12 protein-coding genes are annotated in these 13,289 nt (G+C 66.5%); 7 read left to right on the top strand and 5 right to left on the bottom strand.

The features are described 5' to 3' along the window. Window positions 1–279, bottom strand: coding sequence for a hypothetical protein (locus N5I32_RS15290; RefSeq protein WP_261496785.1), 279 nt, complete (start codon window positions 277–279; stop codon window positions 1–3). Between the two features lie 315 nt (window positions 280–594). On the opposite strand from N5I32_RS15290, the gene N5I32_RS15285 reads away from it, so the two are divergent. The 4 genes from N5I32_RS15285 to glnT all read left to right on the top strand — a co-directional run bounded on the left by N5I32_RS15285 (window position 595) and on the right by glnT (window position 4,895). After that, window positions 595–1,491: a class II glutamine amidotransferase gene (locus N5I32_RS15285; RefSeq protein ID WP_261496784.1), complete on the top strand. Its 897-nt coding sequence runs from the start codon at window positions 595–597 to the stop codon at window positions 1,489–1,491. Between the two features lie 2 nt (window positions 1,492–1,493). After that, complete coding sequence (locus N5I32_RS15280) at window positions 1,494–2,183, top strand: GltB/FmdC/FwdC-like GXGXG domain-containing protein (RefSeq protein WP_261496783.1); 690 nt, start codon at window positions 1,494–1,496, stop codon at window positions 2,181–2,183. Window positions 2,184–2,192: 9 nt separating this feature from the next. Beyond that, a complete protein-coding gene (locus N5I32_RS15275; RefSeq protein WP_261496782.1) occupies window positions 2,193–3,518 on the top strand; it encodes an FMN-binding glutamate synthase family protein in 1,326 nt (441 codons plus the stop codon). A gap of 69 nt (window positions 3,519–3,587) precedes the next feature. Further along, window positions 3,588–4,895, top strand: coding sequence for a type III glutamate--ammonia ligase (gene glnT, locus N5I32_RS15270; protein WP_261496781.1), 1,308 nt, complete (start codon window positions 3,588–3,590; stop codon window positions 4,893–4,895). 72 nt (window positions 4,896–4,967) lie between these two features. On the opposite strand, the gene N5I32_RS15265 is transcribed toward glnT, so the two are convergent. After that, complete coding sequence (locus N5I32_RS15265; protein ID WP_261496780.1) at window positions 4,968–5,621, bottom strand: peroxiredoxin; 654 nt, start codon at window positions 5,619–5,621, stop codon at window positions 4,968–4,970. A 171-nt stretch (window positions 5,622–5,792) separates the two neighbouring features. On the opposite strand from N5I32_RS15265, the gene N5I32_RS15260 reads away from it, so the two are divergent. From N5I32_RS15260 to N5I32_RS15250, 3 genes are all read left to right on the top strand, one after another. After that, entirely contained in the window at window positions 5,793–7,244 is a 1,452-nt protein-coding gene (locus tag N5I32_RS15260; protein WP_261496779.1) for an aldehyde dehydrogenase family protein, read from the top strand. Window positions 7,245–7,414: 170 nt separating this feature from the next. Then, window positions 7,415–8,962 (top strand): trimethylamine methyltransferase family protein, encoded by a 1,548-nt coding sequence (locus tag N5I32_RS15255; protein ID WP_261496778.1) that lies wholly within the window; start codon window positions 7,415–7,417, stop codon window positions 8,960–8,962. A 105-nt stretch (window positions 8,963–9,067) separates the two neighbouring features. Further along, window positions 9,068–11,044 carry an oxidoreductase gene (locus N5I32_RS15250; protein WP_261496777.1) on the top strand — a complete coding sequence of 659 codons (1,977 nt, stop codon included), beginning with the start codon at window positions 9,068–9,070 and terminating at the stop codon, window positions 11,042–11,044. A 54-nt stretch (window positions 11,045–11,098) separates the two neighbouring features. On the opposite strand, the gene truB is transcribed toward N5I32_RS15250, so the two are convergent. From truB to rbfA, 3 genes are read right to left on the bottom strand one after another with little or no spacing between them, the layout of a single operon-like run. After that, window positions 11,099–12,001, bottom strand: coding sequence for a tRNA pseudouridine(55) synthase TruB (truB, locus tag N5I32_RS15245; RefSeq protein ID WP_261496776.1), 903 nt, complete (start codon window positions 11,999–12,001; stop codon window positions 11,099–11,101). 52 nt (window positions 12,002–12,053) lie between these two features. After that, a complete protein-coding gene (locus N5I32_RS15240) occupies window positions 12,054–12,809 on the bottom strand; it encodes a phosphodiester glycosidase family protein (RefSeq protein WP_439648207.1) in 756 nt (251 codons plus the stop codon). Beyond that, window positions 12,793–13,230, bottom strand: coding sequence for a 30S ribosome-binding factor RbfA (gene rbfA, locus N5I32_RS15235; protein WP_261496775.1), 438 nt, complete (start codon window positions 13,228–13,230; stop codon window positions 12,793–12,795). The genes N5I32_RS15240 and rbfA overlap by 17 nt, the downstream gene beginning before the upstream one ends. Between the last annotated feature and the right edge of the window lie 59 nt (window positions 13,231–13,289).

Below are 13,289 nucleotides of genomic sequence, written 5' to 3'. Positions count from 1 at the left end.
TCACCCCCTGGCCTTGCGAGCTTCATCAAGAAACTTGATGTCGAGCCCGTACATGAAGTCGCGATCCTCGCGATAGTGGCGCAGCATGGCCATGATCGCGGCGGTGTTGAACACCAGAACGATTGCCCCCCCGATCAGGAGGATCGTTCGGGCCGCACCGGATGGTGCGAGCGACCAGGTGGCCAGGGCCACGAAGATGATTGCGAACCAAAGCCCGATCACGAAAGCCCAGGCGACCAGCACGTCGCGCCGGTGCATCGCATCGATGCGTCCAGACATGTCTGACACTGTATTCCTCCCTAGTTGGTTAGTTCCCGGGCACGCTCGGTCAAAGGCGCCGGGCATTTCTCTCCTCGTGAACTTTTTTTGCTATAAGGAATAACGCCTGCGACACTCTGTCAAGCTTTCTGTCAGGCAGGGCCCTTGCGCGACGTCGACCCGGCACCCTCTCGGAGGAGCAGCAACTGCCATCAGAGAACGGTTCATCCGCAGTCCCGGCAGGGCGCCACCCCCACAGGTTAAAAAAGTTTCTTGGTAGTTGAACCGGGATTTGAGTGGTGCTAGCGTCAGCGTGCAATCACCTGGGAGCGCATCATGTGCGGCATCGTCGGTCTCTTTCTCAAGGACCCATCACTTGAACCAAAACTTGGCGCCATGCTGGCTGACATGCTGGTCACGATGACGGATCGCGGCCCCGACAGCGCCGGCATCGCGATCTATTCCGGCGCGCGTGACGGCATCGGCAAGATCACCGTTCAGTCCGCTCAGCCGGAGGCCGACTTCCGCAACCTCGACGAGGATCTGCGGAACGCCATCGGACAGCCTGTTCTCCTTCTCAGGAAAAGCACGCATGCCGTGCTCGAGGTGCCGATCGGCCAGATCGAGGCGGCGCGCTCCGCGCTGGCGCACCTGCGCCCGGGCGTGAAGATCATGAGCGTCGGCGACAGCATTGAGATCTTCAAGGAAGTGGGCCTGCCCAAGGATGTCGCCGCCCGGTTCGCCGTGGCGCAGATGAAGGGTAGCCATGGCATCGGACACACCCGCATGGCGACCGAATCGGCGGTGACGACGATGGGGGCGCATCCGTTCTCGACCGGCTCGGACCAGTGTCTGGTGCACAACGGGTCGCTTTCGAACCACAACTCGGTGCGCCGTGACCTGATCCGCGCGGGTATGGCCTTCGAGACCGAGAACGACACCGAGGTGGCCGCAGCCTTCCTCAGCCACAAGATGGACGAGGGCGCGGGGCTTGGCGAGGCGATGGAGGCCACGCTGACCGACCTCGACGGGTTCTTCACCTTCGTCGTGGGCACCCGGAACGGTTTCGGCGTGGTCCGCGACCCGATCGCCTGCAAGCCCGCCGTCATGGCCGAGACCGACCAGTACGTCGCCTTCGGGTCGGAATATCGCGCGCTTGTCGACCTGCCGGGCATCGAGAACGCCCGCGTCTGGGAACCTGAACCCGCCACCGTCTATTTCTGGGAACGTTGAGTATGCCGAGTTTCGATCTTGGGGCGCACGGGCTTCGTGCGCTCAACTCCACACTGCACGCCCTGAAGGGCCAGACCAACGAGACCCAGTGGGATATCGTCAATCCCAGGGGCAGCCACGCCATCGCGGCGGGCGTCGACGCGGCTGTGGACATCACTGTCCACGGCTCAACCGGATACTACTGCGCCGGGATGAACAAGCAGGCGACGATCCGGGTGAAGGGATCGGCCGGGCCGGGTGTCGCCGAGAACATGATGTCGGGCACCGTGATCGTGGATGGGGACGCCAGCCAGTATGCCGGCGCGACCGGGCGGGGCGGCCTTCTGGTCATCAAGGGCAACGCCTCGTCGCGCTGCGGCATCTCGATGAAGGGCATCGACATCGTCGTGCATGGCTCCATCGGTCACATGTCGGCCTTCATGGCGCAGTCGGGCAACATGGTCGTCCTCGGTGACGCGGGCGACGCACTGGGCGACAGCCTGTACGAGGCGCGGCTTTTCGTGCGTGGCAAGGTGAAAAGCCTTGGCGCGGACTGCATCGAGAAGGAGATGCGCCCCGAACACCTCGAGCTTCTGGAAACCCTGCTGCAGCGTGGCGAGGCCGATGCGAAGGCCCGGCCAGAGGAGTTCCGGCGCTATGGCTCGGCCCGCAAGCTCTACAATTTCAACATCGACAATGCGTCGGCTTACTGAGGTCCGAAGATGAGTGATTTTCCCCACACGCCGCCGCGCATGTCCTGGACCTTCTCCAACGACACCAACGCCGAGATCCGCCGTGCCGCCGCCTCCGGCATCTATGACATTCGAGGCGGCGGTTCGAAGCGCCGCCTGCCGCATTTCGACGACCTGCTGTTCCTCGGCGCCTCGATCAGCCGCTATCCGCTGGAAGGCTACCGGGAGAAATGCGCAACCGACGTCTGGCTGGGCACGCGGCATGCGAAAAAGCCCATCCACCTCGACATTCCCGTGACCATCGCGGGGATGAGCTTCGGCTCGCTCTCCGGTCCCGCGAAAGAGGCGCTGGGGCGTGGCGCCACGCTGGCCGGAACCTCGACCACCACCGGCGACGGCGGCATGACCGAGGAGGAGCGCGGCCATTCGAAGACGCTCGTATACCAGTACCTGCCGTCGCGCTACGGGATGAATCCCGACGACCTGCGCCGCGCGGACGCGATCGAGCTTGTGGTCGGGCAGGGCGCGAAGCCCGGCGGCGGCGGCATGCTTCTGGGCCAGAAGATCTCTGACCGCGTGGCCGAGATGCGCACTCTGCCCAAGGGCATTGACCAGCGGTCCGCCTGCCGGCATCCGGACTGGACCGGCCCGGACGACATGGAGATCAAGATCCTCGAACTGCGCGAGATCACCGACTGGGAAAAGCCGATCTATGTGAAAGTCGGCGGTGCGCGGCCCTACTACGACACCGCCTTGTCGGTGAAGGCTGGGGCCGATGTCGTGGTGCTGGACGGCATGCAGGGCGGGACCGCCGCCACGCAGGATGTGTTCATCGAACATGTCGGCCAGCCGACGCTCGCCTGCATTCCGCAGGCGGTGAAGGCGCTGCAGGACCTTGGCATGCACCGCAAGGTGCAACTGATCGTGTCGGGCGGCATCCGCACCGGCGCCGATGTCGCCAAGGCCCTGGCGCTTGGCGCCGACGCCGTGTCGATCGGCACCGCCGCGCTGGTTGCGTTGGGCGATAACGATCCGAAGCTCGAGGAGGAGTACCGCAAGCTCGGCACCACCGCCGGCGCCTATGACGACTGGCACGAAGGCAAGGACCCGGCAGGCATCACCACGCAGGATCCGGAGCTTTTCAGCCGCTTCGATCCCGTTCTAGGCGGTCGCCGGCTGGCGAACTACCTGAAGGTCATGACGCTTGAGGCGCAGACGCTGGCCAGGGCCTGCGGCAAGAACCACCTGCACAACCTCGAGCCCGAAGACCTTTGCGCCCTGACGATCGAGGCGGCGGCCATGGCGGGCGTGCCGCTGGCGGGAACCAGCTGGATACCCGGCCGGGGCGGCTACTGATCCGAACACGAACCAGGGGCGCGGCGGCCAACGACCGCGCCCTTCTCAATCCAACCGGGAGAACTGGAAATGCCGAAGGACCTGGCCAAGTTCGCAAAGGACAATGGCGTCAAGTATTTCATGATTTCTTATACCGACCTGTTCGGCGGGCAGCGGGCCAAGCTCGTTCCGGCGCAGGCCATTGCGGACATGACGGAGGACGGCGCCGGATTTGCGGGCTTCGCCACCTGGCTCGACCTGACGCCCGCGCATCCCGACCTGATAGCCGTGCCCGACACTGACAGCGTCATCCAGCTGCCGTGGAAGCCCGAGGTGGCCTGGGTCGCCGCGACCGCGACGATGGAGGGCGAGCTTGTAAGGCAGGCACCGCGCAACGTGCTCAAGGCGCTGATTGACGAGGCGGCGAAGGACGGACTGCGGGTCAAGACCGGCGTGGAGCCGGAGTTCTTCCTGCTCTCCGCCGACGGAGCCAGGATTTCGGACGAATACGACACCGCGGAAAAGCCCTGCTACGATCAGCAGGCGATCATGCGCCGCTACGATGTGATCGCGGAAATCTGCGATCACATGCTGGCACTCGGCTGGAAACCCTACCAGAACGACCACGAGGACGCGAACGGCCAGTTCGAGATGAACTGGGAATACGACGATGTGCTGGCCACCGCCGACAAGCATTCGTTCTTCAAGTTCATGGTCCGGTCGGTGGCCGAAAAGCACGGCCTGCGCGCGACCTTCATGCCGAAGCCTTTCAAGGGGCTGACCGGGTCGGGCTGCCACGCCCACATCTCGGTCTGGGACCTCGACGGCAAGAAGAACGCCTTCGCGGACAAGAACGCGGAACTTGGCCTTTCGGAGCGCGGCCGCCACTTCCTCGGCGGGATCATGAAGCACGCCTCGGCGCTGGCCGCGATCACCAATCCGACGGTCAACAGCTACAAGCGCATCAACGCGCCGCGCACGTCTTCAGGCGCGACCTGGGCGCCGAACACGGTGACATGGACCGGCAACAACCGCACCCACATGGTGCGCGTGCCCGGCCCCGGCCGGTTCGAACTGCGCCTGCCCGACGGTGCCGCGAACCCCTACCTGCTGCAGGCGGTGATCATCGCCGCCGGTCTCGACGGCGTCCGCTCGAAGGCCGATCCCGGCAAGCGCTACGACATCGACATGTACCAGGACGGGCACAAGGTGAAAGGCGCGCCGAAACTGCCGCTGAACCTTCTCGATGCGCTGCGCGAATACGACCGGGACAAGACGCTGAAATCGATGATGGGCGATGAATTCTCCAACGCCTACATCAAGCTGAAGCATCGGGAATGGGACAGTTTCGTGTCGCACTTCTCGCGCTGGGAGCATGAGAACACCCTGGACGTCTGAACGGCGACGCCCGCAGACATTGGGATGCGCCGCATCGCGGCGCATTCCGTTGCTTCCGTGGCCAGGTCCGCGTCAGCGCGGCAGTTTGGTGTAGCGGAGATAGGGCAGCACCTTCTCGAACGTGCCGAATTTCTCCTTCGCGGCTTCGTCGTTCACAGCGACGGGGATGATCACGTCCTGACCCACTTCCCAGTTCGCCGGTGTGGCGACCCCCTTGCCGGTGGACGTCTGAAGCGCGTCGAGCGCGCGGACGACCTCCCCGAAGTTGCGCCCGACCGTCATCGGATAGGTCATCGACAGCTTGAGCTTCTTGTCGGGCCCGATGATGAAGACGGCCCGCACCGTCTGGCTGTCGGCCGGCGTCGGGTTGTCGGGCAGATGGGCTTCGGCCGGGAGCATGTCGAAGGCCTTGGAGACCTCGAGTCCCCTGTCCGCGATGATCGGGAATTCGGGTGCGGCACCGCCCGCCTTCTCGATATCGCCTTTCCAGCGCCGGTGCTCGTCAACGCCGTCGACGGAGATTCCGATGACCTTCGTGCCGCGGCGCGCCCATTCGTCCTTCAGCCGCGCCACGGCGCCGAACTCGGTCGTGCAGACGGGCGTGAAGTCCTTCGGATGAGAGAAGAGAATCGCCCAACCGTCGCCGATCCAGTCATGGAAGCGAATGGTTCCCTGATCCGTTTCGGCGGTGAAATCGGGAACGGTGTCGTTGATTCTGAGACCCATGGAGTTTCCTTTCCTGCCGTTATCCGCCACTCGGTCAGGGCGTGCGGCCAATGCGGATAACGCGAGTCTGTTGATCAGCCGTCAAGCGGAAAAATATGATCAAATTTGGTTTCACGCCTTGCGCGGGAACGGGGCGGCTGGCACTGTCCGCGCCCGAAAGCGAGGTGCAGCATGATCGACAGGCGCGAATTCTACATCAACGGCAGATGGGTATCACCGGCGCGGCCCCGCGACTGCGCGGTGATCGACCCCTCGACGGAGGAGCCCTGCGCGGTGATCTCGCTTGGCGATCAGGCCGACACCGACGCGGCGGTTGCCGCAGCCAGGGCCGCCTTCCCCGCCTGGGCCGCGACATCGCCCGCGGAACGCCGCGCGGTCGTCGTTCGCATCCTCGATCAGTACGAGGCCCGGAAGGAGGAATTCGCCCGCGCCATCGCGATGGAGATGGGTGCACCGATCGACTTCGCGCTGGAACAGCAGGCGCCCTGCCTGCCGTGGCATGCCAACAACTTCCTGCGCGCCTTCGACGAGATCGAATGGGTCCGGCCGCTTGGCGCCCACGCCCCCGGCACCATGATCGCGCTGGAACCGATCGGCGTCGTCGGCCTGATCACGCCGTGGAACTGGCCGGTGAACCAGATCGCGCTGAAGGTCATTCCGGCGATGCTGGCGGGCTGCACCTGCGTGCTGAAGCCGTCCGAGGAAAGCCCCCTGAACGCGATGCTGTTCGCGGAATTCTGCCATGACGCGGGTGTGCCGGCCGGCGTCTTCAACCTCGTCAACGGCGATGGCGCCGGGGTCGGCTCCCAACTCTCGGTCCACCCCGACGTGGAGATGATCTCCTTCACAGGGTCGACGCGCGCGGGCCGGGCGATTTCCAGGGCGGCGTCCGACACGCTCAAGCGCGTGGCGCTGGAGCTTGGCGGCAAGGGCGCGAACCTGATCTTCGCCGACGCCGATGAAAAGGCGGTGAAGCGCGGTGTCCTGCACATGATGAACAACACCGGCCAAAGCTGCAACGCGCCGTCGCGGATGCTGGTGGAGCGGTCGATCTATGACCGCGTGGTTGAGGAGGCGGCAGAGGTGGCGAAGGCGGTCAAGGTCGGCCCCGCCTCCGAACACGGGCGCCACATCGGCCCTGTCGTCAACAAACGCCAGTGGGATCAGATCCAGGGCCTCATCCAGAAGGGCATCGACGAAGGCGCGCGGCTGGTCGCCGGCGGCCTCGGGCTGCCAGAGGGGATGAACAAGGGCTATTACGTGCGCCCGACGGTCTTTGCCGACGTGCGGCCCGGCATGACCATCGAGCGGGAAGAAATCTTCGGCCCGGTCCTTTCGATCATTCCGTTCGAGGACGAGGCAGAGGCGGTGAGGATCGCCAACGACACACCCTATGGCCTGACGAACTACGTCCAGACCCAGGATGGCGCGCGGGCGAACCGCCTGGCGCTGGCGCTGAAGTCGGGCATGGTCGAGATGAACGGCAAGCCGCGCGGGGCCGGGGCGCCCTTCGGGGGCGTCAAGGCCTCCGGCCGCGCGCGCGAGGGCGGCATCTGGGGGATCGAGGAGTTCCTTGAGGTCAAGGCAATTTCCGGCTGGACCGCGGATCTCGCGGCCGAGTGACCGGGCCGGGTGCGCGCGGGGGGCAGCCCCCCGCCGCGCCGGCGCCGAACGACCGATGACCCACGCAAAACGACATCTCGCCCCTTCGGAATGTCGTGCGAACTACTTCCCCATCGCGCGGCGCGCGCCCTAAGATCGAGGGTAACGCGCTTCCGGAGGGGGGACGGCCCATGGCACTTGAGGAGACGGTTCAAAGGTCACGCCACGGCGGCCGCGAGGCGCGGCGGCGCGAACGGGCGCAGAAGTCGGCGGGACCGGGGCGGCCCTACATCAGCCGGAACATCCCCACCTACGATATCCTGTCGGAAGAGAACCTGCTGAAGATCGAGGCGGCGGCCGACCGCATCCTGGCCGAGACGGGGATAGAGTTCCGCGACGACCCCGAGGCGCTGGACCACTGGCGCCGGGCGGGCGCGCGCATCGACGGCCTGCGCGTGACATTCGAGCCCGGCATGCTGCGCGAGATCCTGCGCTTCGCCCCGGCGGAGTTCATCCAGCACGCCCGCAACCCGGCGAACTCCATCCGCATCGGCGGAAACAGCGTTGTCTTCGCGCCCGCCTACGGGTCGCCCTTCGTCATGGACCTTGATCGCGGGCGCCGCTTCGGCACGCTTCAGGACTTCCAGAATTTCATCAAGCTGGCGCAATCCTCGCCGTGGTTCCACCATTCCGGCGGGACGATCTGCGAACCGACCGACGTTCCGGTGAACAAGCGCCACCTCGACATGGTCTATGCGCACCTGCGTTATTCCGACCGCTGCTTCATGGGCTCGGTCACCGCCGAGGAGCGCAGCGAGGATTCGATCGAGATGGCGCGCATCGCCTTCGGCCGCGACTTCGTGGAGGAAAACTGCGTCATCCTCGGCAACGTCAACGTGAACTCGCCCCTGGTCTGGGACGGGACGATGACGAAGTCGCTCAGGGCCTATGCACGCGCCAACCAGGCCGCGGTCATCGTGCCCTTCATCCTGGGCGGCGCGATGGGGCCCGTCACGAACGCCGGCGCCATTGCCCAGAGCCTTGCCGAAACCATGGCCGGCTGTGCGCTGACGCAGCTGGAACGCAAGGGCGCGCCGGTGATCTTCGGCAACTTCCTGTCCTCGACCCAGCTCAGGACCGGCTCGCCCACCTTCGGCACGCCCGAACCTGCGATCGGCTCGATGGTCGTGGGCCAGCTTTGCCGCCGCCTGGACCTGCCCTTGCGCTGTTCGGGCAACTTCACCACCTCGAAGCTGCCCGATGCCCAGGCGATGACCGAGGGCACCATGTCGATGCTGGCGGCCGTCCACTGCGGCGCGAACTTCATCCTCCACGCCGCGGGCTTCCTCGACGGGCTGCTCAGCATGTCCTACGAGAAGTTCATGCTCGACGCCGACCTTTGCGGGGCGCTGCACACCTATCTCGACGGGGTCACGGTCGACGACAACCAGCTGGCTGAGGGCGCCTTTGCCGAGGTCGGGCCGGGCAACCACTTCTTCGGCTCCGCGCACACACTGGCCAACTACGAAACCGCCTACTGGGACAGCGAGACGGCCGACAATTCCCCCTTCGAGCAGTGGGAGCTTGCGGGCAGCGACGATGCCGCGACCCGCGCGAACCGGCTCTGGAAGCAGCGGCTTCGCGAGTATGAGGCGCCGGCGATGGACGAGGGCCTCGATGAGGCGCTGAAGGACTTCGTCGCGCGCCGGAAGTCGGAGATGGCCGATGCCTGGTACTGAGGGAGAGACCGCGGGGCAGGCCGTCCCCCGCCCCCATCGCCTCCCCACGCCGGGGGAGGAAAGGCGACAGCAGAGAGCCCGCGCGATCACCCCGAGGGAAGCGACATGACCGGGCACCGCCACCTCCTGTCCCCGATCCGGCTGCGCGGCCACACGCTGCGCAACCGCATCGTCTTCGGCGCCCATACCGCGAACATGTCCGACATGGGTCTGCCCGGCCCGCGTTTCGCGGCCTACCTCCTGGAACGCGCGCTGGGCGGGGCGGGAATGATCGTGGCCGAACCCATGCCGGTGCACCGGACCGGCGTCCTGACCCGCGGCAACTTCCTGCACGGGACCGACGAGGTCATCCCCCATTTCCGCAAGGTGACCGAGCCGGTGAAGGAGGCCGGGGCCGTCATCCTGCAGCAGCTTTACCACATCGGCGCGCATGGCGATTCCGACCTCAGCTTCGCGCCGCACTGGGGCCCGTCAGGGGGGCCATCCTACCACGACAGCGACGGCTCCCACGCCATGACCGAGGCGGAGATCGAGGAACTGATCGACGCGCATGTCGCCGCCGCAGTCCGCTGCCATAAGGCCGGTTTCCAGGGGGTCGAGGTCTGGGCCGCCTACCACTCTCTGCTGGACCAGTTCTGGACACCTTGGTCCAACCGGCGCGACGACAGGTGGGGAGGAAGCCTGGAAAACCGCACCCGCCTGTCGCGCACGATCATCGAGGGCATCCGCCGCGCCTGCGGCGAGGACTTCATCATCGGCCTCGCCATCTCGACCTCGGATTCGCACGATGTCCTGCTTCAGGGCGAATCGCTGGCAGAGATCGTGGCGATGCACGACGCCACCGGCCACATCGACTATGTGACCTGCGGCCATGGCGGCTATCTCGACTTCGAGCGGCTGATGCCGACCTTCCTTTATGGTGAAAAGCTGACCGCCCCCTTCACCGAGGAACTGCGGAAGATCGTCCGCCACGCCAAGGTCACCTCCGAGGCCCATGTCAGGACGCCCGAGAACGCCGAAGCCATCATCGCCAGCGGGCAGGCCGACATGGTCTCGATCGTCCGCGGCCAGATCGCCGACCCGCATCTGGCACGCAAGACCGCCGAGGGCCGGGCGGAAGACGTCCGCGGCTGCATTTCCTGCAACCAGATGTGCTGGGGCCGGCGCTCCCGCGACTACTGGATTTCCTGCCTCATCAACCCCTCGGCGGGGCGAGAGTTCGAATGGGGCGGGGACCGCTTCACGCCAGCCGCCAGACCGCGCCGCATCGTCGTCGTCGGGGCGGGTCCCGCCGGGCTCGAAGCCGCGCGGGTCGCTGCCGAACGCGGCCACCGCGTCGATCTTTTCGAGGCGCAGCCAAGGGTCGGTGGCCAGTTCCGGCTTGCCGGCGAACAGCCCCGCCGCGGCCAGATCCTCGACCTGCTCGACTGGTATGAACGCCAGTTCGAAAAGCTCCAGGTCCGGCTGCACCTGAATACCTACGCCGAACCCGGCGACATCCGCGCGCTGTCGCCCGACGCCGTGGTGTTGGCCACTGGATCGCTGCCCGATCCCGACGGCTTCCAGCGCTGGATGCCCGGCGCCGACCGGCTTCCCGGCATCGATCTTGGTAATGTCTGGGCGCCCGAGGACGTGATGGGGCGTGAGGCGAAGCTGGGTGAAACGGTCCTTCTCTATGACGAGGGCGGCAGCTGGCGCGGCCTCGGCACCGCCTGGGCCATGGCCGAGCGCGGCCACCGGGTGACCATCGTCACGCCCGAACCGTTCATCGGCAAGGAACTGGCCCGGACCTCCGCCGATATCGGCCTGCGCCCGCGGCTTGCACGGCTGGGAGTCACTTTCCTGACCGAACACCTCGTTGCCGAATGGCACGGCGACGCAGCGACGGTGCGCAACCTGCTGACCGGCGAAGAAACGCGTCTCGCGGCCAGCGCGCTTGTGCTGTCGACGACCAACCGCGCCTTCGATCCGCTGTCGGCGGACCTCGCCGATGTCGAAACCCACCTGATCGGCGACGCGGCCGCACCCCGCCACGCACCCTACGCCTTCCACGAGGGACGCAAGACCGGCCTCGCGCTCTGATCTTCTTCTTTTCCCAAGTATCCCGGGGGTCCGGGGGCAGCGCCCCCGGCGCGGTCACAGGTTGAACACCCGGCTCGGGTGCAGCTCTCCGGACTTGTAGACGCCGACGGCGACCGCCCGACCCTGATGGCTGGCCCAGGCCTCCTCGCCCCACTCGACGTCGGAGGCGAAGACCATCCCCGGATTGCCGTTCCGCAGCCGCGCGGCCCCCTCGGGCGTCGCCCTCAGTTCCGGCAGGTCCGCCAGCCCGACCTCGAGTGGCAGGAGCCGCGCCTCGAGGGCGTCGGTCCGGGCCTCGCGCTCGATCGTCTCGATGCCGACGCCGTCGCTGGCCTCGAACGGCCCCGACCATTCCCGCCTGAGCCAGAGCACATGGCCAAGGCACCCCAACGCCTGCCCGAGGTCGCGCGCGATCGAGCGGACGTAGCCGCCCTTGCCGCACACCATCTCGAGTTCGGCCGTGTCGGCGTCGGGCCGGGCCTTGAGCACGAGCGACTCGACCCAGAGCGGTCGCGCCGCAAGGTCCATGTCCTCACCCGCGCGGGCCAGCGCATAGGCGCGTTCGCCGTCGACCTTCACCGCCGAGAACTGCGGCGGAACCTGCATGATCTCGCCCCGGAAGGCGGCAAGGGCCGCCTCGATCTCGGCATCCGACGGGCGCAGTGACGCGGTGGCGATGACCTCGCCCTCGGCGTCGTCGGTATTCGTGGCCGCGCCCAGCCGGATCGCGAAGCGATAGCATTTCAGCGCGTCGGTGATGTAGGGCACCGTCTTCGTCGCCTCGCCCAGCGCCACCGCCAGCACCCCGGTCGCCGCAGGGTCAAGCGTGCCCGCGTGGCCTGCCTTCTTCGCGTTCAGGGCCCAGCGCACCTTGTTGACGACTGCGGTCGAGGTCATGCCTGCAGGCTTGTCGACCACCAGCCACCCCGAAATGTCGCGCCCCGACTTGCGTGCCATGGTCCGTCCGCCTTTGGTGAGGCCCGCCCCGTATCGAAGGATTGGACCGGCGTCAATTGCCGCCGGAGTCCGCAGGCACGACGAGTCCCACGATTGGCCCCATGGGAAAGCCGAAATCGTCCCGCCTCAGGCTCGGGGCATAGAGGCGCGAGATGTTGCCATCGAAGTAGAGCGCGTCGGGCACGTTCAGGACATCCCGGAACACGCTTGCGAATTCGTGAAACGTCACCGGCCCGTCCGACATCAGGAAATAGGCCGTCTGGCCGTCCGCCGAGACGCCGACGCCGTTCCGGATGAAGCGGGAATCGCTTTCCGTCAGGAACCGCGGATGCAGAGCGCCAGAGATCACCAGCATCGGCCCGGACTGCGTCGCAAACCGGCACGCAGGCCGCGCGGCGTCGAAGGCGAGCGTTTCCTGGACCGAGAAGCCGTCGTCGAGGATGCAGAAGATCCCGTTCGGCAGCAGGCCGAAATTTCCCGGCCCCGCGGACCGGACAAGGCGCGACTTCTCCTCTGCGTCCTCGACGTAGTAACCCACGGGCGAGCGGTCGGGGTGATACATGCCGGCGTTCATGGCGAAGGCCAGCGTCTTGCCCTCGGCGGCGACCTTCTCCTCGACCCGGTCGAAGGTGCCAAGGCGCTGCCCCTCGGCATTGTCCAGGAAAAGCCGCAGGTCATCGCCCCGATGCGCCTCGCACACCGCATAGCCGTTCCCCTCGGCGGTCAGGCTTTGACACTCCGCCGCCAGCGCCGGCATGGACAGGAGCGTCAGGGCCGCGGCCAGCGCGAATTCAGCCGTCCGCGTCATCGTCCGCTTCGCGCGGGTCTTCCGCGCGTTTTTCGACATCGCGCCGGACACGTTCTTCCGAGAACATGCGCCGCGTATCGTCGAGCTTGTCGAAGGTTTCGTCCAGCATGAAGCGAAGTTCGGGGGCGAACTTCAGCGTCATCGCCTTTGCGGTAAGGCGGCGCAGTTCACTCTTGTTGCGCTGAAGGGCCACAAGGGCCGCATCGGCGTCGCGGCCGCCCAGCGGCAGGACGTAGACCATCGCCACCTTCAGGTCCGGCGAACAGCGCACCTCCCCCACGGTGATGGAAAAGCGGGTGAGTTCCGGGTCGTGGACATCCCCGCGCGCCAGTACATCGGCCAGGGTCCGGCGGATCAACTCGCCAACGCGCAACTGCCGCTGCGACGGGCCGGACGTGGGGGGGAAGCGGTTCTGCGCCATGCGCGTGATTTAGTCCAATGGCCCCGGGGGTGCAACGGCCCTTTGCCAACCGGCGTTCC

The sequence above is a fragment of the Albidovulum sediminis genome (assembly GCF_025380365.1).
GTDB classification, from domain to species: Bacteria; Pseudomonadota; Alphaproteobacteria; order Rhodobacterales; family Rhodobacteraceae; genus Albidovulum; species Albidovulum sediminis.
The sequence above is the reverse complement of the archived record's forward strand: the minus strand, read 5'-3'. Positions and strand labels throughout refer to the sequence as shown.

Excerpts from the sequence above, each read along its gene's own strand:
- N5I32_RS15290 (WP_261496785.1), bottom strand. The coding sequence starts at position 279 with ATGTCTGGACGCATCGATGCGATGCACCGGCGCGACGTGCTGGTCGCC.
- N5I32_RS15285 (WP_261496784.1), top strand. The coding sequence starts at position 595 with ATGTGCGGCATCGTCGGTCTCTTTCTCAAGGACCCATCACTTGAACCA.
- N5I32_RS15280 (WP_261496783.1), top strand. The coding sequence starts at position 1,494 with ATGCCGAGTTTCGATCTTGGGGCGCACGGGCTTCGTGCGCTCAACTCC.
- N5I32_RS15275 (WP_261496782.1), top strand. The coding sequence starts at position 2,193 with ATGAGTGATTTTCCCCACACGCCGCCGCGCATGTCCTGGACCTTCTCC.
- glnT (WP_261496781.1), top strand. The coding sequence starts at position 3,588 with ATGCCGAAGGACCTGGCCAAGTTCGCAAAGGACAATGGCGTCAAGTAT.
- N5I32_RS15265 (WP_261496780.1), bottom strand. The coding sequence starts at position 5,621 with ATGGGTCTCAGAATCAACGACACCGTTCCCGATTTCACCGCCGAAACG.
- N5I32_RS15260 (WP_261496779.1), top strand. The coding sequence starts at position 5,793 with ATGATCGACAGGCGCGAATTCTACATCAACGGCAGATGGGTATCACCG.
- N5I32_RS15255 (WP_261496778.1), top strand. The coding sequence starts at position 7,415 with ATGGCACTTGAGGAGACGGTTCAAAGGTCACGCCACGGCGGCCGCGAG.
- N5I32_RS15250 (WP_261496777.1), top strand. The coding sequence starts at position 9,068 with ATGACCGGGCACCGCCACCTCCTGTCCCCGATCCGGCTGCGCGGCCAC.
- truB (WP_261496776.1), bottom strand. The coding sequence starts at position 12,001 with ATGGCACGCAAGTCGGGGCGCGACATTTCGGGGTGGCTGGTGGTCGAC.
- N5I32_RS15240 (WP_439648207.1), bottom strand. The coding sequence starts at position 12,809 with ATGACGCGGACGGCTGAATTCGCGCTGGCCGCGGCCCTGACGCTCCTG.
- rbfA (WP_261496775.1), bottom strand. The coding sequence starts at position 13,230 with ATGGCGCAGAACCGCTTCCCCCCCACGTCCGGCCCGTCGCAGCGGCAG.